Genomic DNA, 23,337 nt, shown 5'->3' on the forward strand with positions numbered 1-23,337 from the left:
GATTCTATACATATATTTCATAGATTGGGGGAAAATCGATGTGGAGAGCAGGATGTAAATGGATATTCTTAATTATGGGAACCATGATAGGCGCTGGATATGCTTCAGGGAGAGAGCTATGGCAGTTTTTTGGCGAAGAAAGCGGACTTGCTATTTTTCTATTTTCTATTATTTTTGCGATTTCTTGCAATGTGATTATGCAAATCAGCTATCGCTATCGAACCAATCAATTTTACCCAGTACTAATTGAATTAATAGGAAAGAAATGGGCTGCAGCCTACGACGTTTTAATCGTTTTTTATTTGTTTACGACGACGGTGATTATGATCGCAGGCGGCGGGGCGACATTGGAAATGTGGCATGTTCCTTACTGGTGGGGAATTGGTGCTCTTAGTGCGTTGATTGTCTTTGTTTTTTCAAGAGGATTAAGTGGACTGCTTTCTATCAATTCTTTCGTTATGCCAATCTTAATGATTGGACTAGCTGGCGTACTTCTTACATTTGTTTTACGTCATCCTGGAGTAACTAATTGGCATCTTCAGCATAATTGGCCTGCTGCTTTTACCTTTACGGCTTTGAATATTCTTCCTCTCGTCGCGGTATTATCTACAATTGGAAAGGAAATTAAAAGCAAAAAAGAGATTTATATTGCAAGTGTTGGCAGTGGTTTTTTATTAGGAGGTCTCTCCTTTATTTATAATGAATCACTTATTCAAGTTTCAGGGCTTCTTTCCTCTTATGAAATTCCATTATTCGCTATTCTTAAAGATTTTCCTTATATGATGACGTTTTTAATGAGCATTGTTTTGCTTATCGCAATTTATACGACAGCCGTTTCGGGAATTTTAGGATTGACCGCGCGTTTTCATACTGAAAAGGTGCAATCTCTTTGGAAACTGGCAGCCTGCTGGCTACTTTTAATGATTCCCTTTACAAAGGTAGGGTTTTCTACTTTGATTGCCGTTTTGTATCCAATGTATGGAATCGTCAATTTATTTCTAGTAACAGCCGTTCTGTTGTATCCATTTCGAAATCGCTACAAAAGTTCGTAGAAACTTGCTACAATAGGTTAAAACTTTCTCATATGCAGATTATGTTACGTTAGGAGCTACATGTAGTATGAATTCGTTGAAGTCGGTTTTTAAGAACGTGTTTGAGCCATTTTTTCAAGAAGAAACGTGGGCACATATTGGAGAGGGATTTATAAAAATTCTGTTGATTCTACTTATTTCCATGTTTTTAATTCGAATTGGAAAGAAAGCGTTAAATAAATTCGTAGAGGTTCGCACAAATAGCCCTCTGCGTATTTCTGAGCGACGAGAAGCTACGATGGTCCGTTTGCTTCAAAATATTTTTTCTTATGCCATTTATTTCGTTGCGGGAGTTATGATTTTAGAAACGTTATCGGTAGATGTCCGTGGATTGCTAGCGGGGGCTGGAATCGTAGGGCTCGCGGTAGGGTTTGGTGCTCAAAACTTAGTGAAAGACATCATCACGGGGTTTTTTATTATCTTTGAAGATCAGTTCTCCGTTGGCGATTATGTTCGAGTAGGAACATTTGAGGGGACTGTGGAAGAAATTGGGTTGCGCACAACGAAGATTAAGAGTTGGACAGGCGAAATTAATATTTTACCCAATGGCAGTATTGTAGAGGTCACTAATTTTTCGTTACATAACAGCGTAGCTTTCGTTGATGTAAGCATTTCTTATGAAGAAAACATACAAAAAGCAGAACAAGTGATTTTAGACCTGTTAGAAGAATTGCCAAGTCGCTATGAAGATATGGTGAAAACGCCTGAACTGCTGGGGGTTCAAAATATCCATGCAACTGAAGTCACAATGAGGATTACAAGCGAAGTAAAACCAATGAGACATTTCCATATTTCTCGTATGATTCGTAAAGAAGTGCGTACAAGGCTAAATGAACATGGAATTGAAGTTCCATTTCCACGTATGGTTATGTATAATCGTACAGAAGAAGCACGGCATTCGTCGACGTTGAAAGGGACATAAGGAGGAGAGAGCTGATGACGGAAAAAGAATTTGGTTTAAATGACGTTGTGGAAATGAAAAAACCTCATCCTTGCGGTACAAATGAATGGAAAATCATTCGAATGGGAATGGATATCCGTATTAAATGTGAAGGCTGCGGCCATAGCGTAATGATTCCAAGACGTGATTTTGCACGTAAAATGAAAAAAATTCTTGTAAAGCATGAGGAATAACCTCATGCATTTTCTATGTTTATGCCTTATACTGTAAGGTGGGACAAAATGAGGCACCTTAACCCCATGCGGTTAAAGGTTCTTTATCAAACTTGTATTTCAAAAGTTGACTCACTATAATTGTGACAGGTTAACTTGTTTCGGATATATAAAGAGGAGTGAATAAATATATGGCTTTAACAGCTGGAATTGTTGGTCTTCCTAACGTCGGAAAATCAACATTATTTAATGCAATTACACAAGCGGGCGCAGAATCTGCGAACTATCCTTTCTGTACGATTGATCCTAACGTAGGTATCGTAGAAGTACCTGATCATCGTCTTCAAAAACTTACAGAGCTTGTAAAACCTAAAAAAACAATCCCAACAGCATTTGAATTCACAGATATCGCTGGAATCGTAAAGGGTGCTAGTAAAGGTGAAGGATTGGGAAATAAATTCTTATCTCATATTCGAGAAGTAGATGCGATTTGTCACGTTGTGCGTTGTTTTGAAGATGAAAATATCACGCACGTTTCAGGAAAAGTAGATCCTATCTCAGATATTGAAACAATTAATTTAGAGTTGATTTTAGCAGATTTAGAAACGGTAGAGAAACGTATTGGCCGTGTTCAAAAAATGGCTAAACAAAAAGACAAAGAAGCAATGTATGAATACGAAATTCTAGAGAAACTAAAGAATGCATTTGAAAGTGATCAGCCAGCTCGTGCTGTATCATTTACAGAAGAACAAATGAAATTAGTAAAACAATTTCACTTGCTAACGATTAAGCCTATTCTTTATGTAGCAAACGTTGCTGAAGATGAAGTAGCCGATGCATCTGCTAACGAATATGTAGCAAAAGTGCGTGAGTATGCGGCAAGCGAAGGTGCAGAAGTAATTGTTGTTTGCGCACGCATTGAATCTGAAATTGCTGAACTTGAAGGAGAAGAAAAAGCAATGTTCCTTGAAGAACTAGGCATTGAACAGTCAGGTCTAGATCAGCTTGTACGTGCAGCGTACGATTTACTTGGATTAGCTACGTACTTTACAGCTGGTGAGCAAGAAGTACGCGCGTGGACGTTTACACAAGGTATGAAAGCTCCTGAGTGTGCAGGTATTATTCATACAGATTTTGAACGTGGATTTATTCGTGCAGAAACGGTGTCATACGAGGATTTATTAGCTGCCAAAACAATGGGAGCAGCTCGTGAAGCTGGAAAAGTACGTTTAGAAGGAAAAGAATACATCGTAAAAGACGGAGACGTTATGCATTTCCGCTTTAACGTATAAGATTAAAAGCCGAAAGAAGATATCTTCTTTCGGCTTTTATCATTGGCGAAAATATTAGCGTATATTTACGAAACAGCCCGCAATGCATATTGCTTTGCCTAGGGTAGTGTGCTATAATTTTAATTCGTGAGTAATATTTTATTGCTCCTTGCCCGTTTCGGGCCGTTAGACCAAAAGGAGGTGACAGTGATGAGAAAGTATGAAGTAATGTACATCATCCGTCCAAGCATTGATGACGAAGCAAAGAAAGCATTAGTTGAGCGCTTCAACGGCGTATTAACTGATAATGGTGCTGAAATCGCAAATGTTAAAGAATGGGGTAAACGTCGTTTAGCATACGAAATCAATGATTTCCGTGACGGTTACTACATGATTCTTGACGTGGCGGCTACTTCAGAAGCAGTTTCTGAATTTGATCGTCTTGCGAAAATCAACGAAGACATTATCCGTCATATCGTTGTTAAACAAGAAGCATAATTAAACGTTTAAATAAATGGGTTTTATTTCCTTAAGGAGTGGTTCTGATGATGAATCGCGTAATTCTCGTAGGACGCTTAACCAAAGATCCTGAATTACGTTATACCCCGAGTGGAGCAGCGGTTGCAACATTCACTTTAGCGGTAAACCGCACATTTACAAATCAGCAAGGTGAACGTGAAGCTGACTTCATCAACTGTGTTGTATGGCGTCGTCAGGCTGAAAATGCAGCCAATTTCCTTAAAAAAGGAAGTTTAGCTGGTGTTGATGGTCGACTACAATCTCGCAGTTACGAAGGACAAGACGGTCGTCGTGTATACGTAACGGAAGTTGTAGCGGAAAGTGTGCAATTTTTAGAGCCGAAAAGTGGCGGTGGGGATACGCAACGCAGTAACTTTGCTAACACTGGAGGATCTGGACAAGGCTCTCCATTTGGAGATAATCAGAACCGTAACTCAGGTAATCAAGGTTATACTCGCGTTGATGATGATCCATTTGCAAATAATGGCGAAACAATTGACATTTCTGATGACGATTTACCGTTTTAATTCGCAGTAGATTATCCGGAGTATAAAATTTTATAGAAACTTTTAAGCGGAAGGAGGCGTATCAAAATGGCAGGTGGACGTAAAGGTGGACGCAACAGACGTCGTAAAGTTTGTTTCTTCACAGCAAACGGCATCACTCATATCGATTACAAAGATGTAGATATGCTTAAAAAATTCGTTTCAGAGCGTGGTAAAATTTTACCTCGTCGTGTAACTGGAACAAGCGCTAAATACCAACGTAAATTAACGATCGCTATCAAACGCGCTCGTCAAATGGCATTATTACCATATGTTTCTGGTGAATAATGAACGGTATAAAAAGAGGCAGTAAGGATTCCCTTACTGCCTCTTTTTACATTACATAGGTGCTCTTTTGTCAAATAGTTGCTTCTTATGAACTGAATCGATAAAATAAATAATAGTCTATATCAACGAGGTGAAGTTGTGAAAGGAATTCGATATATTACAGAAGGAGCAGCTCTTTTAGCGCTGTTTGTGGCGCTGTTGCTTTTTTCACTATACATACCTGTTGTGGGAACCATTTTTCAACTAGCGCTAGCTGTTCCATTTATTGTGTATACCGTTCGTCATGGGTGGAAAAAGGCAATATTATTTTTAGTAGTAGGGTTGTTATTGACTTTGTTATTTGGAAATGTATTGACTCTTCCTTTTACACTTGTATTTGGTATTGGTGGATTAGCAATAGGAATGCTTTACCGACAAAAACAAAAAAGGTATACCATTTTACTAGGCGGCACGGTTGCATTTAGTTTAGGTTTACTTTTATTGTTCGTAGGAGCAAATGTCATTTTTAATGTTAATTTAATGGAGCAAATAAATAATGCTTTAGATCAATCGATTAATCAAAGTATTGAAATGATGAAAAGTTTAGGACAAGACGTTAAGGAATCTCAAATTGACCAAATGAGAGATGCATTTGATATGTTTAAAAATCTGCTGCCTCTATTAATTGTTATGGGTGGAGTTATTCTAGCCTTTTTCTCTCAGCTTATTGCTACGCCTATTCTTAAAAGAACAGGTTATGAGGTGCAAGCATTCCCGCCTTTTCGTGAATTTAAACTTCCTAAAAGTATTCTATGGTATTATTTGATTGCATTAATCTTATCCTTCCCATCTTTTAATATTGAACAAGGTACATTTATGTACGTAGCTATTATCAACATCGTGATGGGACTGCAAATGCTAGTCGTGTTACAAGGGATCTCTTTTATTTTCTATTTCTCACATCAAAAAGGGTATGCCAAAGCAATTCCAATTGTTGTAACAATTTTAGCATTAATTATTCCAATTATCCTTCAAATTGTGCGCATCTTAGGTATAATTGATTTAGGATTTAATTTAAGAAAACAATTAGACACAAAAAAGTAGATATTGTGGAACTTAAAAAAGTAGGAGCTGAAATGGATGCCTGTCTTTACAAAAAAGAACGTCATTCGCTATCCATTTTACTCATTGTATAGTATAGCCCTGATTTTAGTAGGTATCGTGACCTATCATAATTGGATCATAGGAATGATAGGCTTTATATTACTATTAGCCTGTCTTTTTCTATACATGAGAATGGAGCGAATGCTGTCCGATGAGTTTGAAACCTATATTTCAATGCTGTCTCATCGGTTGAAAAAAGTAGGCGAAGAGGCATTAATGGAAATGCCGATTGGGATTATGCTATTTAATGATGAATATCAAATTGAATGGACCAATCCTTTTCTAGCATCTTGTCTGGGTGAAGACACACTGGTGGGAAGATCATTATACGATGTGGCAGAGAGTATTATTCCACTGATCAAACAAGAAGTGGAAACAGAAGTTGTCACGTTGCATGATCGGAAATTCAAAGTGGTGATTAAACGAGACGAGCGCTTACTGTACTTCTTTGATATTACAGAGCAAATAGAAATCGAAAAATTGTATGAGGAAGAACGAACAAGTTTAGGCATTATCTTTTTAGATAATTATGATGAACTAACGCAAGGAATGGATGATCAAGTTAAAAGTAACTTGAATAGCCAAGTAACTTCTATGTTAAATAGTTGGGCTCAAGAATACGGTATTTTTATTAAACGTACGTCTTCTGAGAAATTTATTGCGATTATGAATGAACAAATCTTAATTCATTTAGAGCGAAGCAAATTTTCTATCTTAGACCAAGTTCGAGAAGAGACGTCTAAACAAAATATACCGCTTACATTGAGCATTGGTATCGGAGCTGGTGCTGCTGATTTACCTGAGCTGGGTGCTTTAGCTCAATCTAGCTTGGATTTGGCCTTAGGCCGAGGTGGAGATCAAGTAGCGATTAAACAGCCGAATGGAAAAGTGAAATTCTTTGGCGGCAAGACTAATCCAATGGAAAAACGGACGCGCGTGCGTGCCAGAGTTATTTCTCACGCGTTAAAAGAGCTCATTACAGAGAGTGGAAAAGTGATTATCATGGGTCATAAGTATCCGGATATGGATGCTGTAGGAGCTGCTATTGGGATATTAAAAGTAGCGCAAGTAAATCAGAAAGACGGTTTTATCGTATTAGATCCTGATCATATTGATACAGGTGTTCAGCGAATGCTAGAAGAGATTAAAAAGAAAGAAGGCCTGTGGGAACGATTTATTACGCCTGAAGAAGCCTTAAATCTTGTGAGTGATGATACTCTTTTAGTAGTAGTAGATACGCATAAGCCGTCGCTCGTTATTGAAGAAAGGTTATTAAATCGTATTGAAAATGTCGTGGTCATTGATCATCATAGACGAGGAGAAGACTTTATCGAAGACCCTCTTCTTGTCTATATGGAGCCATATGCTTCCTCGACAGCAGAACTCGTTACTGAGCTTCTTGAATACCAGCCAAAACGATTTAAAATTGATATGCTAGAAGCAACAGCACTTTTAGCCGGTATTATTGTCGATACAAAAAGCTTTACATTACGCACGGGATCTCGTACGTTTGATGCAGCGTCCTTTTTACGTTCTCAAGGCGCAGATACGGTTCTTGTTCAAAAGTTTTTAAAAGAAGATATTACGCAATATGTACAGCGAGCACGCTTTATTGAACATGCAGAGATTTATACAGCAGGTATTGCCATTTCACGCGCTGAACCGAACAAAATGTATGATCAAGTGTTAATCGCGCAAGCTGCAGATACGCTGCTTTCAATCAGCGGAGTGGTTGCTTCGTTTGTTATTTCTAAGCGACGGGATAATCTAATTGGCATTAGTGCTAGATCGCTTGGAGATATCAATGTACAAGTTATTATGGAAAGTCTCCAAGGCGGAGGCCACTTAACGAATGCTGCTACTCAGCTTCAAGACATTAGTTTGGATGAAGCTGAAGAAAGGCTTAAACAAGCAATTGATGAGTACTTAGATGGAGGTAAAAAATCATGAAAGTAATTTTCTTAAAAGATGTAAAAGGAAAAGGCAAAAAAGGTGAAGTGAAAAATGTTTCAGACGGTTATGCACATAACTTCTTATTAAAGAATGGTTATGCTGTTGAAGCTACAGGCGGTAATGTGAAGGTATTAGAAGCACAAAAAAATAGAGAGCAAAAAGATGCAGCTGCAGAACTTCAAGCAAACAAAGAGTTAAAAGCAACTCTTGAAGAACTAACAGTTGAATTAACAGCAAAATCTGGTGAAGGTGGCCGTTTATTCGGTTCTATCACAAGCAAACAAATTGCTGAAGAATTAAAGAAAAAACACAAAATTAAAGTAGATAAGCGTAAAATTGAATTAAATGATGCCATTCGCGCATTAGGCTACACAAATGTACCGGTTAAATTACATCCGGAAGTAACGGCTACTGTAAAGGTACACGTGACTGAACAAAAATAAACGTACGATTGAGAAATAAGTAAATAATATAAAGGGTTGGCGCGGACTTGTATTTGTTCGCGCCAACATTTATGATGAAAGAAAATACTGAAAGAATATAAGAGGGGCATAGAAATATGAGTGATCTTTTTGCTGATCGTCTTCCGCCTCAGAATATTGAAGCAGAGCAAGCGCTATTAGGGGCCATTTTCTTAGAGCCTTCTTCTTTAACCTTAGCATCTGAACTGCTGATACCTGAAGATTTTTATCGGGCATCGCACCAGAAAATCTTTACATGTATGCTGAAACTTTCTGACCAAGGTGAACCGGTTGATTTGGTAACGGTAACGTCTGAATTAGCTGACCAAAAAATCCTAGAAGAAGTTGGCGGCGTATCGTATTTAAGTGATTTAGCTAACTCTGTTCCAACGGCTGCAAACGTAGAGTATTACGGTAAAATCGTAGAAGAAAAGTCGATTTTACGCCGTCTAATTCGTACTGCAACGCATATTGCTTCAGAAGGATATGCAAGGGAAGACGAAGTGGAAGTTTTATTAAATGAAGCGGAAAAAAACATTTTAGAAGTAGCACAGCGTAAAAACAGCGGTGTGTTTCAAAATATCAAAGATGTACTTGTACAAACGTACGATGATATCGAAGTTCTTCACAATCGAAAAGGTGACATTACAGGTATCCCAACTGGGTTTAGTGATTTAGATAGAATGACAGCAGGGTTCCAGCGAAATGATTTAATCATTGTAGCGGCGCGTCCATCGGTAGGTAAAACGGCTTTTGCCTTAAATATTGCGCAAAACGTTGCAACGAAAACGGATGAGAACGTAGCAATATTCAGTTTAGAGATGGGTGCTCAGCAGCTTGTTATGAGGATGCTGTGTGCCGAAGGAAATATTGATGCACAAAGGCTGCGTACAGGCTCGCTTACAGCCGATGACTGGGGAAAGCTCACGATGGCAATGGGATCTTTGTCCAATGCAGGGATTTATATTGATGATACACCGGGTATTCGAGTAGGTGAAATTCGTTCTAAGTGTCGTCGCTTGAAACAAGAAGGCGGACTTGGGATGATTTTAATTGACTACTTACAGCTTATTCAAGGTAATGGACGAAGCGGAGAAAACCGACAACAGGAAGTATCTGAAATTTCGCGTGCGTTAAAAGCTTTAGCCCGTGAATTAGAAGTTCCTGTTATCGCCTTATCACAGCTTTCCCGTGGCGTAGAGCAGAGACAAGATAAGCGACCGATGATGTCTGATATCCGTGAATCCGGAAGTATTGAGCAGGATGCCGATATCGTAGCTTTCTTATATCGTGAAGACTATTATGAAAAAGACACAGAAAATCAAAATATTATCGAGATTATTATAGCCAAGCAGCGTAACGGTCCAGTTGGAACCGTACAGCTTGCCTTTGTAAAAGAATACAATAAATTCGTTAATCTCGAGCGGCGCTTTGATGACGCAGGAGTGCCGCCTGGTGCATAAAACCTCTCAATATGAGAGGTTTTATTTTATTGTTATCGCATTCGTTCCGCAAAATACGATATATTTGTAATAACTTTTGTTAAATCGTTCGGATTTAATTGACTTTAGTGTGATAAATTGATACACTTATCCATGGTTAAATTATGTCGTAGTGAGCTGTTGCTTACTAAGCGGAGGTGCTTAAGATATGTCTTCAGTCGTTGTAGTAGGAACACAATGGGGAGATGAAGGAAAAGGGAAGATTACAGACTTCCTATCAGAAAATGCAGAAGTGATTGCACGTTACCAAGGTGGGAACAATGCAGGTCACACAATTAAGTTTAATGGTGAAACTTATAAGTTACATTTAATTCCTTCAGGTATTTTTTATAATGACAAAACGTGTGTAATTGGAAACGGTATGGTTGTTGATCCAAAAGCACTTGTTCAAGAATTAAAATACTTACATGATCGCGGTGTAACAACAGAAAACTTACGTATTAGTAACCGAGCTCATGTGATTCTTCCATATCATTTAAAATTAGATGAAGTTGAAGAAGAACGTAAAGGTGAAAATAAGATTGGTACAACGAAAAAAGGTATTGGACCAGCTTATATGGATAAAGCAGCACGTGTTGGTATTCGAATTGCCGATTTACTAGACCGTGAAGTATTTGAAGCAAAATTAACACAAAACTTAGCTGAAAAGAATCGCCTTCTTGAAAAAATGTATGAAGTAGAAGGCTTTACATTAGAAGAAATTTTAGATGAGTACTATGAGTATGGTCAACAAGTTGCAAAATATGTTGTTGATACATCAGTAGTATTAAATGATGCGTTAGACGAAGGACGTCGTGTACTATTTGAAGGCGCACAAGGTGTTATGTTAGATATCGACCAAGGAACATATCCATTTGTTACATCTTCAAACCCAGTAGCGGGTGGAGTAACAATTGGTTCTGGTGTAGGTCCATCTAAAATCAAACACGTTGTAGGTGTATCAAAAGCCTATACAACTCGTGTTGGTGACGGTCCTTTCCCAACTGAATTAACAAACGAAATCGGTGATCAAATCCGTGAAGTAGGACGTGAATATGGTACAACAACTGGTCGTCCTCGCCGTGTAGGTTGGTTTGACAGTGTAGTTGTACGTCATGCTCGCCGCGTTAGCGGAATCACAGACTTATCTTTAAACTCAATTGATGTATTAACGGGAATTGAGACATTAAAGATTTGTGTAGCTTACCGTTATAAAGGGGAAGTTATGGAAGAATTCCCTGCTAGCTTAAAAACACTTGCAGAATGCGAACCTGTATATGAAGAGCTTCCAGGTTGGACAGAAGATATCACGGGTGTGAAAACATTAGATGAGTTACCTGATAACGCTCGCCACTACTTAGAGCGCGTGTCTCAATTAACAGGTATTCCTTTATCTATTTTCTCTGTAGGTCCAGATCGTACACAAACAAATGTATTACGTGGTGTATATAGCTAAATAAAAAGAGTTAGCTCTTCGTGAGCTAACCTTTTTTATTTATAATTGGTGCTTTTTAACAAGACTTTTAAAAAAAGCTCAATAATAAAAAGAAAGTTTTAAAAAAACTATTGCATTTATATGAAATATCATGTTATTATAATAAGCGTCGCTAAGAGATATAACATGAGCCATTAGCTCAGTTGGTAGAGCATCTGACTTTTAATCAGAGGGTCGAAGGTTCGAGTCCTTCATGGCTCACTTTTGTTACAACGTGGCCCGTTGGTCAAGCGGTTAAGACACCGCCCTTTCACGGCGGTAACACGGGTTCGAATCCCGTACGGGTCATTTTTAATATTTTTAATACATAGCATATAGACTGAGGTCCCGTGGTGTAGCGGTTAACATGCCTGCCTGTCACGCAGGAGATCGCGGGTTCGATTCCCGTCGGGACCGCCATTTTGGCTCGGTAGCTCAGTTGGTAGAGCAAAGGACTGAAAATCCTTGTGTCGGCGGTTCGATTCCGTCCCGAGCCATCAAAAAGCATGACTTTATTTAAAGTCATGCTTTTTTCTTTTATTTACATTTAAAAGAAAACGTTATTTGCTTTGCATCTCTTTTATGGTAATATATTACTTTTGTATTTAGAGATGGTTGAAAATCATATATCTTCATGTATAGTAGAGGATGAACTTGTGACGTTTCAAGGGTTATCAAGTATAATAAAACTACGGTATTCAAACAGTATGAATACTATCTTTTATATTTTGCTTCAACTAATAAAGGAGAACGATGATCATGGATAAACGTATTTTAGTCGTAGATGACGAAAAGCCGATTGCAGATATTTTAAAGTTTAATTTGCAAAAAGAAGGTTACGAAGTATTTTGTGCTTATGATGGCGTAGAAGCACTTGAAAAAGTGGAAGAAGTACAGCCTGAAATGATTTTATTAGATATTATGCTTCCTCAGAAAGATGGAATGGAAGTTTGCCGAGAAGTGCGCAAAAAATATGATATGCCCATTATCATGTTAACAGCAAAAGACTCTGAAATTGACAAGGTTTTAGGTCTAGAATTAGGTGCAGATGATTATGTAACTAAGCCGTTCAGTACGCGTGAATTATTAGCACGTGTAAAAGCTAATTTACGTAGACATCAGCAGGTAGCTGTTCCAACAGAAGAAAGTGAAACGAATGAAATTACGATTGGAGCACTTGTTATTCATCCAGATGCTTATATTGTGTCTAAGCGCGGAGAAACGATTGAACTGACTCATCGTGAATTTGAGCTGCTGCATTATTTAGCGAAGCACATTGGACAAGTCATGACGCGTGAACACTTGCTTCAAACTGTATGGGGTTATGACTATTTTGGTGATGTGCGTACGGTAGATGTAACAGTTCGAAGATTACGTGAAAAAATTGAAGATAATCCAAGCCATCCAATGTGGATTGTAACAAGACGTGGAGTAGGCTATTATTTACGCAGCCCAGAGCAGGAGTAATTTTAGATGAAGAAAGTAAGGCTCCTGCAATCTATTCATTTAAAGTTTGTATTGATTTATGTGCTGCTTATTTTAATTGCGATGCAAATTATTGGGGTCTATTTTGCTCGACAATTAGAAAAAGAATTAGTTAACAACTTTCGAACGTCTCTTCAAGAGCGGACAGACTTGCTGACGTATAACATTGGACAAGAAATGGTGAAAAATCGTGATGATGATTCACCGACTCTTGAGGAAGACTTAAAGACTATTTTACGAGATTTTGCTTCAAGACCCAATTTAGCTTCAAATGATATGAATGACATCTCTGAAGTAAGAGTCATTGACCAAAATAGAAGAATCATTGCTACATCGAACTCAAATCCTCAACAGATCATAGGTAAAAAGACTAATGATTTAGCGATTACAAATGCGTTGTTAGCAGGAACGAACTCTGATAATGTATTTGTTGATCAAAGCGGGCAGCGAATCAGAGTTATGATACAGCCTATCCGTTTACAGGATAAAGTAGGTGCCAGTCAATCAAGTTCAACTAATAAAAATGGAAAAGTTCAGTCTAGCGAAGAAATCTTAGGCGCTATTTACTTAACAGCTTCCATGGAGCCTGTTTACGATCAAATGAGTAATATCAATCAGATCTTTAAGGCAGGTACGGTGATTGCTCTTTTTATCACAGCTATTTTAGGCGTGTTTTTAGCTCAGACCATTACTCGTCCAATGTCTGAAATGAGAAAACAAGCACTTGAGATGGCCAAAGGTAATTTTACGAGAAAAGCTAAGGTTTACGGGTATGATGAAATTGGTCAGCTAGCTCTCACATTCAACAACTTAACAAGAAAGCTTCAAGAAGCACAGGCAACGACAGAAGGGGAGCGCCGTAAGCTTAGTTCGGTATTAGCTCATATGACGGACGGCGTTATTGCGACGGATCGAAAGGGAAGAGTAATTTTAATTAATGATCCAGCCGCAGCTATGCTAAATGTTTCACGTGAAACGGTTTTGTCTGATCCAGTTGTTTCCCTATTAGATCTTGAAGAAACGCATACGTTTGAAAGCTTGCTTGCCAATCAAGAGTCATTAATTTTGGACTTTAGTACAAAATCGGATCCCTTTATTTTACGAGCTACCATTTCCGCTATTCAAAAAGAGACCGGTTTTATCAATGGGATTATCATTGTCTTGCATGACATTACAGAGCAGGAAAAAATTGATCAAGATCGCCGAGAATTTGTAGCGAATGTTTCACATGAATTGCGTACGCCGTTAACAACGATGCGCAGTTATTTAGATGCGCTTGCAGATGGTGCTTGGCAAGATAAGGACTTAGCTCCAACATTTTTAAATGTAACGCAAACGGAGACAGAGCGAATGATTCGTCTCGTTAACGACTTGCTTCAATTATCTAAGCTAGATAGCCAAGACTACCGATTTAGTCGTGACCCAATCAATTTTGTAAAGTTTTATCATTACATCATTGATCGCTTTGAAATGACAATTGAACAAGGTATTTCGTTCGTGCGCGACTTGCCAAATGAAGCAATCTATGTCGCTATCGATCAAGATAAAATTACACAAGTATTAGATAACATTATTTCCAATGCAATAAAATATTCACCTGAAGGCGGAACCATTACATTTTCAATTGCTCAGCATACGCATGAAATTGTTGTGAGCATTAAAGACCAAGGTATGGGAATTCCAAAATCAAATTTAGCTAAAATTTTCGAACGCTTCTATCGTGTAGATAAAGCACGAACTCGTAAATTAGGCGGAACAGGATTAGGGCTTGCTATTGCCAAGGAAATTATTGAAGCACATGATGGACGCATTTGGGCAGATAGTCAGGAAGGAAAAGGAACAACGATTTACTTTACTCTTCCGATTGAAAGTGAGAATGATGACGAATGGGAATGAGATATGAACATATCAAAACGGCCATCTTAGTTGTTCTCGTCGCTTCCAGTTTAATTATGACGTATCATATATGGACGTATCAGCCTTCTTATAAGGTCATTTCAAAAAATCAACATTTGCAAGAAGTTGAAGTTAGTTCAAAAAGTAAAATAGAAGATCATATTCTTCCAACAGAAGTTCTATATCATCGAAACGATAATCACTACATGTCTCACGATGAAGATGATGTAAACAAATGGGTAAATGAAATGAAAAAGTGGAAATTTTCGAATGTGACGGACGTTTCGGATGCTATTTCTCCTGATGGATTTTTAAATTATGTACATGGAAGTAATTCTATTGAAGTGCTGTATCCAGACGCACTACCTTTGAAAACATTTCAACAGCTTTTTTCATTTTCTCAAACGTCTTTGCCTAATCAAACATTTGACCGTGTACTCATTAAAATTAAGCGTACACCTTCCTTTTTCGTGAGCGTGTATCTTGTGAATTATGAGCAAAAAAAGATTTATTCGGTTACAGTCAAGAATTTGGCCAAAGATGATATCAAAGAATTAGAAGATAAAATGAAGCGTACGTATGCCCCGAGCCTTGTATATAAAGAAAACAAAAATCGGTATATTTTCCTTCCGGAAAATAATATTACGATGAATAGTGAAGTCTACTATACGAGCATGAGGCATTTAGATATTGAAAAATATAAAGAAGCGCTTTTTAACAACCCAGACTATGCACGGAAAGAAACGTCTACAAACCGAGATGTCTACACTGAAGGTACAAAAGTAATCAATGTCAATACGAAGACAGATGTGATGGAATATGTGAATCTTGTAAATTCCACGACCGAGGTAATGGAAGATTATAATTTAATAAATCGCAGCTTTAGCTTCGTTAATGACCACGGCGGCTGGACAGAATCTAATTACAGGTTCAACAGCTGGAATCGCATTACAAAAGAAATTAGCTATCGTTATTATAAAGATAACTATCCAGTGTACAGCAATCAGGGAATGACTGAAATATATCAGAGATGGGGAAATGCGGAGATTTTAAATTACCGTCGTCCTCTTTATCGTTTTGTAAGAGTACAGGACTCGAGTGTAGAAAAGCTGCAGTCATCTCAAAAGGTGATTCAATTAATTGAAAAACATCAAAACTTTGACCCGAATCTGTTAAAAGATATTTCAATAGGCTATCAGCTAGAAGAAGTGTCACAGCAGCCGAAAACCGGCGAAAAGACGGTTGAGTTTAATTCTAATTCTGTCAAACTCGTTCCTTCTTGGTTCTATTATTATAATAGCAAATGGTATCGAATTGCACCGCCGACCGAAGGAGGCGATAACGATGGATTGGAATAGAACAAAAACCATCTTTATTTTCACTTTCTTGATTCTTAATATTTACTTAGGCTATCAGATTTTTAAAACTCATCAAGAAGATCAGTACTCTCTATTTGTGGAGTCGAGCGTGGAAGAACAATTAACGAGTGAAGGCATTGAATATAAACATTTACCTGTAGATGTGAAAGAAGCTTCTTCGTTAAATGCTAAAAGTAAGCTGTTTAAAGAAGAAGACTTAAAAAAGCTGAAAGAGCAAAAAGCAGCGCTGCTTGAGGAAAAAACAATTCGAAGCGTATTGGACAAACCTTTTTCAGTGCCTGAAAAAAATACAAAAGCAAAGCTAAGTCAATTTTTGAAACGATATGTGCTCTCCGGTGAAGATTATGAGCTATGGAACGTTAATAAAGAGAAAAAAACAGTTACATTCTTTCAACAATATAAGAAGCACAAAATCTATGACAATGAAAATGGCATGATCATTGCTCATTTAAATGATAAAGGTGAAATTGTTTCATATGAACAAACGATGCTAGGTTCCGTGAAAACGTTGGATGATGAGCAGGATGTTTTGTCTCCTTTAAAAGCATTGGAAAATTTGTTTTTGAAGGATGAATTGAAAAAGAAAGATTCTGTAACAAACGTAGAGTTTGGATACTATACGTTTGATCTGCCGTTATTAAATTCTCAAGTTTTAGCGCCAACTTGGCACATTGTTGTAAATGGAGATACAAGTTATTTTGTAAATGCCTTTGAAGGACAGATCATTAAAAAAGGAAATAAATAAGTATTTGGAGTGAGATAAATGAGCCTGCATTTCAGCGTGCTAGCGAGTGGGAGCACAGGAAATGCGATTTTAGTAAGTGATGGAGAACATTCCTTACTAGTTGATGCAGGGCTGAGCGGAAAGCAAATGGAAGCTCTCTTTCAACAAGTAAATCGCAATATCCCGGATTTATCAGGAATTTTAGTGACTCACGAACACAGTGACCATATTAAAGGACTAGGTGTTCTGGCACGTAAATATAAGCTCCCTATTTTCGCAAATGAAAAAACGTGGAACGCAATGGATGGCTTGATCGGCAATATTGATACGGAACAGAAGTTTCACTTTGAAATTGGCCAAACGAAATCGTTTGGTCAATTGGAAGTGGAGTCTTTTGGCGTTTCGCATGATGCCGCAGAGCCTATGTTTTATGTCTTTCATCAAGGGTCTAAAAAATTAACCCTTATTACGGATACCGGCTATGTAAGTGACCGCATGAAAGGTACGATTAAAAATAGCGATATGTACGTATTTGAAAGCAATCATGATGTTGAAATGCTGAGAATGGGGCGCTACCCTTGGAGCATTAAAAGACGAATTCTAAGCGACGTGGGACATGTATCGAATGAAGACGCGGCGCTTGCAATGGCAGATGTGATTGGAGATCAAACCAAACGCATTTATTTGGCGCATTTGAGTCAAGACAATAACATGAAGGAAATTGCCCGCATGTCGGTTGCACAAGTGTTACAACAAAAAGACATCAATGTAGAGGACAATATTCTTCTATGTGATACTGATCCAAAAAGACCAACTGATATTGTTTATGTATAGTCTCTAGAAAGGAAGCGAAAAATAACTTCATTTAGTACGTGAATGCAGACATTCACGATGATAAATGAAGGGTTCGGTGATAGTGTGGAACATTATGATGAAGGCCAAGAGCCGAATAGTCGGCCGCCTAAACGCCGCAGAGGATATTTCGCTTCTGCTCTGATTGGAGCTATTATAGGTGCACTTATTGTACTGCTTCTTATGCCAGCCTTGGTGAGGAACGGGATTTTGCCATACGGATGGATGAATGATGAAAACGGAGATGAACAAACAGGGTCTACGATACAAAAGTCAGTATCTCTTGACGTCACTACGGCCGTCACAAAAGCTGTTTCCGAAGTCAATGCAGCAGTTGTAGGAGTTGTAAACATTCAGAACTCTGAAAGCTTTTGGAATGATGAACGAACTGATGCCGGGACGGGCTCAGGTGTTATTTACAAAAAGCAAAGCAATAAAGCTTATATTGTGACAAACTATCATGTCATTAAAGGTGCTAACGAAATTGAAGTGAGCTTCAGTAACGGTACAAGGGTATCAGCTAAAATTCTTGGCAGCGATGATTTAATGGACTTAGCAGTTCTTGAAATTGATGCAGGTCACGTGACAAAAGTGGCTACCTTCGGAAATTCTGATAAGCTTAAAGCTGGTGAACCAGTGATTGCTATCGGAAACCCGCTAGGCCTTCAATTTTCTGGATCCGTTACACAAGGAGTTGTCTCAGGAGTTAACCGTGTCATTCCTCAAGATTTGAATGGCGATGGAAATCCTGATTGGCAATCAGAAGTCATTCAAACAGATGCCGCAATTAACCCTGGCAATAGCGGGGGTGCTCTTGTTAATATTGATGGTGAATTAATAGGCATTAATTCCATGAAAATTGCCCAAGAAGCAGTAGAAGGCATTGGTCTTGCAATACCAATTAACATGGCTAGGCCCATTATTAATGACTTAGAACGATATGGTGAAGTTAGACGTCCGTATCTTGGAGTTAGTACACTATCATTAAGTGAGGTATCAGGGTATCATTTAAAAGAAACCCTTAAGTTACCGCATGATGTAGTAAACGGAGTCGCTGTTCTAAAAGTCGAGCCAGGTTCGCCAGCCGCTAAAGCTGGGTTGAAGGAATATGATGTGATTGTCGAGCTAGATCACAGCAAAGTAAGAGATATTGCGACACTTCGCAAACACCTCTACATTGAAAAAGAAATTGGCGATAAAATGAATGTAACGTTCTATCGTGATGGCAAAAAGAAATCCACAGAAGTAAAATTAACGCGTCAAATGAAGTAAAAGAAAAGTTATCCACAGGGGATAAACTCCTGTGGTTTTTTAATGAAAAGAATAGAGAAAGGAAGATAAATACATGAAGATATATTGCTGTTTAGAACACACGGAACTAGCGCTGGATGTAATGGTAGATGAGATTGAGCTAGCACCTGTTTTTGAAAAAATAGAAAATTCAACTGACAAAAAAAGCTGCGAATATTGTGACAATGAAGCTGTATATGTAGTAGGGAACTAATATTCTTATACAAAATGTGGATATGACATGTGGATATGTGGATAATATCTGTGGATAAGGGATAAAGGAGAGGAGAATAGCCTGTGAATATCTCTATTATAACCATTGGGAAGTTAAAAGAAAAATACTTAAAACAAGGCATTGAAGAATATTTAAAGCGTTTATCAAGCTATGCAAAAGTAGAAATTATTGAGCTTGCAGATGAAAAAGCGCCCGAAAACTTAAGTGAATCTGAAATGGAACAGGTGAAACAAAAAGAAGGAGAGCGTATCTTAGCGAAAATCTCAGATGATACTCACGTGATCGCATTAGCTATCAACGGAAAACAAAAATCTTCCGAGGAACTGGCAAAAGAAATCGATTCATTAGCTACTTACGGAAAAAGTAAAGTAGCGTTTGTCATTGGCGGATCGCTTGGCTTAAGCAGCGAAGTAATGAAACGTTCAAACGCAGCTCTTTCTTTTTCAAAAATGACCTTTCCTCATCAGCTTATGCGCCTAGTATTAGTAGAACAGATTTACCGAGCTTTTCGTATTATTCGAAATGAACCTTATCATAAATAGAATGTGTGGATATTTTTTCATCAAAAGCTGAGGCAGAAGGAAATGTAGAACCTTCTGCCTCAGCTTTTATCATATGTGGATAAATAGCAAACGTCTATAAAATAGAACAATTGAGTTTAAGCAAACGAGCTCTTATTTAAGAAACAGAAAAACCTTCGTCTTCTTTCACTCCAGCTCTGTCTTTAAACTCATCAAGCAATGCACGCACTTCATCAGTCGTTTCCGTGCTCATGAGTAGATTTCTTAATTCACTTGCACCGCGGAATCCACGAACGTAAATTTTGAAAAAGCGTCGAAGCGGTTTGAAAGGGCGCGGCTCTAGCTCTTCAGAATATTTGTCATGAAGGTCTAGCTGCAGGCGAAGAAGTTCTAATAGCTCTTCGCTTGTGTGCTCTTTCTTTTCTTTTTCAAACGCAAACGGATTATGGAAAATTCCGCGTCCAATCATAATTCCATCAACGCCGTACTTCTCCGCAAGTTCAAGACCTTTCTGGCGGTCAGGAATATCACCGTTAATTGTTAGTAGCGTATGAGGCGCGATTTCGTCACGAAGCTTCTTAATCTCCGGAATTAACTCCCAGTGCGCGTCAACATCGCTCATTTCTTTTTTCGTACGAAGGTGAATAGAAAGGTTCACGATATCTTGTTCTAGAATGTGCTTCAGCCAGTCGTACCACTCATCAACTTGCGTATAGCCAAGACGAGTCTTTACGCTTACTGGAAGCCCTCCAGCTTTGGCTGCCTGGATAATCTCAGCCGCAGTATCTGGACGACGAATCAAACCAGAACCTTTTCCGTTTCCTGCAACGTTCTGCACAGGACAGCCCATATTAATATCAATGCCGCGAAAGCCCATTTCGGCCATGCCGATACTCATTTGACGGAAGTATTCAGGCTTGTCTCCCCAAATGTGCGCAACGATTGGCTGTTCATCATCTGTAAACGTCAAACGTCCTTTTACGCTATCTTTTCCTTTCGGATGGCAATAGCTTTCCGTATTCGTAAACTCTGTAAAAAATACGTCAGGTCGTGCTGCTTCAGTCACAACATGGCGAAAAACGACATCCGTCACAGCTTCCATCGGTGCCAAAATAAAAAACGGACGCGGCAACTCATGCCAAAAATTATCTTTCATCTTATATCTAAACCCTTTCTTTTAGGGAAAACATCTTCCCAAAATTAAAAAGTGTAATTTCTTTTATAAGGTTGAATGCTAGTATAAACTTCAACCAATATATACTTTAATGGTATGGAACGAAAAGTGCAAGGGAACGAGACATTTTGTTTAGCTGGAAATACTTATTGAAACGAATTTTATATCTAGCATTAGTGGGGCATAAGGGAGCCTGAAGGGATATACCGGATACTTACCAATAAATATGCTAACGCGTTTGGGGCTAGGCACTTTCTTTAAGGATATTATAAAGTATTCACCATAATTGTGGTTGCGATAAGCGGTTTTATAAATAACTTCTACTATATAAAAACCACGTCTGTCACTCACAACAGACGTGGTTTCATTACGTATTAATGCTTTTTGTAAGGAGCGCCGTCCTTAGAAGGCAGTCCAGAAATGTATCCGACACCACCAGTTTCTTGAATGCCAATGCTTTCTTTCATTGCATTAGCTAACTCTTCTTTATCAACAGCGGTAATATTTTTGTCGCTGATGTCCTCGCCCGGGTGCTGATAGTTGCTTAGTACGTAGCGAGAGTTTTTAATGTTTTCTACTGCACGAAGTCCCGTTGCTTCTGCTCCCACTGGAACCGAAAGGATGCGTGATAGTTTTTTGGTTTTTACATTATAGGCCCATACAAAGTTGTTTGTGTGCAGTGAGCTGTCTTCTCCGATAAACAGTGTATTTAAGTCATTTGAATACGTAAGGTTATCAGGGTTGGCAATTTTATTTGGATCCGCTGTATTGCCGTATGCATCTGCTTTTTCTAGGTCTTGTCCAATCAATAGCCCTTCCATACTTGCAGGAACGTAGCGGCTGTTAATCTTGCCTTTTGCTTGGTCTTTTTGATGCGAGCCTAAGTTCAGCTGGTAGGTCACACCAGACTCTAATTTTGGAAGCTGAATATCATCTTGTACAGCACCAGGCTCTTTTAGCATGGCACTATTTTGGTAAGAAATAGCCATATACGCTTTTTTGTCTTTTTTATTAACCGTTAGTCCTTCCATCTTGTTGAATTCAGACGTGGCACCTAGAATCGCACCGTATCTGCGTGATTCTAAAAAGGCAGCTGCTTTTTCCATGCCAGGCTTTACTTTTAAATATTCAACTTTTTTACTTGCGGCGGTTTTGACTGCTTTAAATCCTTTTGTAGGCTGGTCGGCTGTTTCAAAAATATCACTAAATTTTGTGCCTTTGTCGATTATTGTTTTCACTTCATTGTCTGTTGCATGGCCAAGCTTAATCCACTGAAGGTCGCCTTTCCCTCCATTTTTTGTGCTCGTTTGTTTAAACTTTGCGGCATAAAGAGTTCCTGCTGAGAAGTCTTTTTCCTTATCTGCTACATACATAAACATCATGGTATTAGAACCATCGTCTCCAAAAAGAGCGGTTTTATTATCTGGAAGTACCTGCATCATTTCATGTGAAAAACGGCCTGTGCTGTAATGTTTTACGACAGACGCATCGCCGCTTTCATCCACTGAAATTTCTGGAATCCAGCCGTAGTAGTAAGGGTTTGCTTTTGACGTGTCACCGAAATAAAGCTTAGCGAAGTTCGTAACGTCTTTATAAGAGCTAGATGCAGGGTCTTCAAAAGCGCGTGCATCAGGCTCGTATTCTTCTGAACCGAGGTGAGTACCCCAATCCGTTGTAGAGCCATTACACGGCGTCCACAAACCATTTACATTAGAAAAATCAATTTTTTTAGCATGGTTGACGGTTAGTTTTCCTGTTTTATCATCTCGATCAACTTGTGTAAGCGTCATGGAAGCAGGAAGACCGGAAATCTCTTTTCCAGCATTATTAACAGATTCGTATTCATAATGTGAAATAATATAAGACTTACCGTTAATGGTAATAAAGCTGTTTGAATCCGGCGCGTCTGATACGTACGGTGATGGCTGATCAGGAACGCTTCGGTCAATAATTGGATCCCCGTTTGCATCGATTGGTGTACCTGCGGCGATTAATTCTCCTTTATTATCGACAATTTTATCTTTTGAAAGAAAGAGTTGGTTATAGTTAAGCGGCGTTTTTTCCACACTTCCATCTTTATACGTTACTTTTACAGAGGCCTCTGTATACGTTTTAATCATATTCTCAATCGTAGTAGGTGCTTTCATTGGCTGAAACTCGACGCTTTTGATTTGTTTTGGATGTTGAACTGGATGATGCTCTGCTGCAAAAGCAGAAGCGGCGCTAGAAGCTAAGAGAGTGAGAGATAGTCCAAGAGATACTCGTTTTTTCATGGTTGATAACCTCCAAATCGTATTCATACATTTATTAAATCATTTGATTGTTGAGGAAATATGAAGAGAAGCATTGGATTTGTTGAGCTGTTGTTAAGAACGTTGAACATTTAGATGACAAGTTTAACTAGAAGTTATTCAGCTATCTTTCAGAATTTGTTCAGATAGC

22 protein-coding genes and 4 tRNA genes are annotated in these 23,337 nt (G+C 38.4%); 24 read left to right on the forward strand and 2 right to left on the reverse strand.

Annotation, left to right across the window (positions count from 1 at the left end):
* Positions 1-38 precede the first annotated feature (38 nt).
* From SCI76_RS14130 to rlmH, 24 genes are all read left to right on the forward strand, one after another.
* Positions 39-1,052: a membrane protein gene (locus SCI76_RS14130; protein WP_028411916.1), complete on the forward strand. Its 1,014-nt coding sequence runs from the start codon at positions 39-41 to the stop codon at positions 1,050-1,052.
* A gap of 67 nt (positions 1,053-1,119) precedes the next feature.
* Positions 1,120-2,013, forward strand: a complete 894-nt coding sequence (locus SCI76_RS14135) for a mechanosensitive ion channel family protein (RefSeq protein ID WP_033580876.1) — start codon at positions 1,120-1,122, stop codon at positions 2,011-2,013.
* A gap of 14 nt (positions 2,014-2,027) precedes the next feature.
* Entirely contained in the window at positions 2,028-2,225 is a 198-nt protein-coding gene (locus tag SCI76_RS14140) for a DUF951 domain-containing protein (protein WP_013059917.1), read from the forward strand.
* A gap of 170 nt (positions 2,226-2,395) precedes the next feature.
* Positions 2,396-3,496, forward strand: a complete 1,101-nt coding sequence (gene ychF / locus SCI76_RS14145) for a redox-regulated ATPase YchF (RefSeq protein WP_028411917.1) — start codon at positions 2,396-2,398, stop codon at positions 3,494-3,496.
* Positions 3,497-3,685: 189 nt separating this feature from the next.
* The gene (rpsF, locus tag SCI76_RS14150; protein WP_013059915.1) at positions 3,686-3,973 is read left to right on the forward strand and encodes a 30S ribosomal protein S6; all 288 of its coding nucleotides are present in this window, start codon (positions 3,686-3,688) and stop codon (positions 3,971-3,973) included.
* A 47-nt stretch (positions 3,974-4,020) separates the two neighbouring features.
* A complete protein-coding gene (ssb, locus tag SCI76_RS14155) occupies positions 4,021-4,521 on the forward strand; it encodes a single-stranded DNA-binding protein (protein WP_013059914.1) in 501 nt (166 codons plus the stop codon).
* Between the two features lie 66 nt (positions 4,522-4,587).
* Entirely contained in the window at positions 4,588-4,827 is a 240-nt protein-coding gene (rpsR, locus tag SCI76_RS14160; RefSeq protein WP_013059913.1) for a 30S ribosomal protein S18, read from the forward strand.
* Between the two features lie 138 nt (positions 4,828-4,965).
* Complete coding sequence (locus tag SCI76_RS14165) at positions 4,966-5,910, forward strand: YybS family protein (protein ID WP_033580875.1); 945 nt, start codon at positions 4,966-4,968, stop codon at positions 5,908-5,910.
* A gap of 36 nt (positions 5,911-5,946) precedes the next feature.
* Entirely contained in the window at positions 5,947-7,920 is a 1,974-nt protein-coding gene (locus tag SCI76_RS14170; RefSeq protein ID WP_025752414.1) for a DHH family phosphoesterase, read from the forward strand.
* On the forward strand, positions 7,917-8,366 hold the full coding sequence (gene rplI / locus SCI76_RS14175; protein ID WP_013059910.1) for a 50S ribosomal protein L9: 450 nt from the start codon (positions 7,917-7,919) through the stop codon (positions 8,364-8,366). The genes SCI76_RS14170 and rplI overlap by 4 nt, the downstream gene beginning before the upstream one ends.
* A 116-nt stretch (positions 8,367-8,482) precedes the next feature.
* Positions 8,483-9,847: a replicative DNA helicase gene (gene dnaB, locus SCI76_RS14180; protein WP_013059909.1), complete on the forward strand. Its 1,365-nt coding sequence runs from the start codon at positions 8,483-8,485 to the stop codon at positions 9,845-9,847.
* 187 nt (positions 9,848-10,034) lie between these two features.
* The gene (locus SCI76_RS14185; RefSeq protein WP_013085553.1) at positions 10,035-11,321 is read left to right on the forward strand and encodes an adenylosuccinate synthase; all 1,287 of its coding nucleotides are present in this window, start codon (positions 10,035-10,037) and stop codon (positions 11,319-11,321) included.
* A 167-nt stretch (positions 11,322-11,488) separates the two neighbouring features.
* Positions 11,489-11,561: transfer RNA gene (locus tag SCI76_RS14190), tRNA-Lys, on the forward strand.
* 15 nt (positions 11,562-11,576) lie between these two features.
* A tRNA-Glu gene (locus SCI76_RS14195) sits at positions 11,577-11,648 on the forward strand.
* A gap of 35 nt (positions 11,649-11,683) precedes the next feature.
* Positions 11,684-11,759: transfer RNA gene (locus SCI76_RS14200), tRNA-Asp, on the forward strand.
* A gap of 4 nt (positions 11,760-11,763) precedes the next feature.
* Positions 11,764-11,836 (forward strand) — tRNA-Phe (locus tag SCI76_RS14205).
* 262 nt (positions 11,837-12,098) lie between these two features.
* Positions 12,099-12,806 carry a response regulator YycF gene (gene yycF, locus SCI76_RS14210; protein WP_013085552.1) on the forward strand — a complete coding sequence of 236 codons (708 nt, stop codon included), beginning with the start codon at positions 12,099-12,101 and terminating at the stop codon, positions 12,804-12,806.
* Positions 12,807-12,812: 6 nt separating this feature from the next.
* Positions 12,813-14,720 (forward strand): cell wall metabolism sensor histidine kinase WalK, encoded by a 1,908-nt coding sequence (walK, locus tag SCI76_RS14215; RefSeq protein ID WP_033580358.1) that lies wholly within the window; start codon positions 12,813-12,815, stop codon positions 14,718-14,720.
* Complete coding sequence (locus SCI76_RS14220) at positions 14,711-16,078, forward strand: YycH family regulatory protein (protein WP_028411920.1); 1,368 nt, start codon at positions 14,711-14,713, stop codon at positions 16,076-16,078. The genes walK and SCI76_RS14220 overlap by 10 nt, the downstream gene beginning before the upstream one ends.
* Positions 16,065-16,844 (forward strand): two-component system regulatory protein YycI, encoded by a 780-nt coding sequence (locus SCI76_RS14225; RefSeq protein WP_034263964.1) that lies wholly within the window; start codon positions 16,065-16,067, stop codon positions 16,842-16,844. The genes SCI76_RS14220 and SCI76_RS14225 overlap by 14 nt, the downstream gene beginning before the upstream one ends.
* Before the next feature lie 18 nt (positions 16,845-16,862).
* The gene (locus tag SCI76_RS14230) at positions 16,863-17,657 is read left to right on the forward strand and encodes an MBL fold metallo-hydrolase (RefSeq protein WP_014457688.1); all 795 of its coding nucleotides are present in this window, start codon (positions 16,863-16,865) and stop codon (positions 17,655-17,657) included.
* A 57-nt stretch (positions 17,658-17,714) separates the two neighbouring features.
* Positions 17,715-18,947 (forward strand): S1C family serine protease, encoded by a 1,233-nt coding sequence (locus SCI76_RS14235; RefSeq protein ID WP_407544027.1) that lies wholly within the window; start codon positions 17,715-17,717, stop codon positions 18,945-18,947.
* Between the two features lie 73 nt (positions 18,948-19,020).
* Positions 19,021-19,179 (forward strand): CxxH/CxxC protein, encoded by a 159-nt coding sequence (locus SCI76_RS14240; protein ID WP_013059901.1) that lies wholly within the window; start codon positions 19,021-19,023, stop codon positions 19,177-19,179.
* 83 nt (positions 19,180-19,262) lie between these two features.
* Positions 19,263-19,742, forward strand: a complete 480-nt coding sequence (rlmH, locus tag SCI76_RS14245; protein WP_028411923.1) for a 23S rRNA (pseudouridine(1915)-N(3))-methyltransferase RlmH — start codon at positions 19,263-19,265, stop codon at positions 19,740-19,742.
* 136 nt (positions 19,743-19,878) lie between these two features.
* Here rlmH and SCI76_RS14250 read toward each other — a convergent pair whose 3' ends face one another.
* Positions 19,879-20,877, reverse strand: a complete 999-nt coding sequence (locus SCI76_RS14250) for a tRNA-dihydrouridine synthase (RefSeq protein WP_014457691.1) — start codon at positions 20,875-20,877, stop codon at positions 19,879-19,881.
* A gap of 392 nt (positions 20,878-21,269) precedes the next feature.
* The gene (locus tag SCI76_RS14255; protein ID WP_048021655.1) at positions 21,270-23,168 is read right to left on the reverse strand and encodes a PhoX family phosphatase; all 1,899 of its coding nucleotides are present in this window, start codon (positions 23,166-23,168) and stop codon (positions 21,270-21,272) included.
* Positions 23,169-23,337 lie beyond the last annotated feature (169 nt).

Source organism: Priestia sp. HNGD-A6, assembly GCF_045784335.1.
Classification (GTDB): Bacteria; Bacillota; Bacilli; order Bacillales; family Bacillaceae_H; genus Priestia; species Priestia zanthoxyli.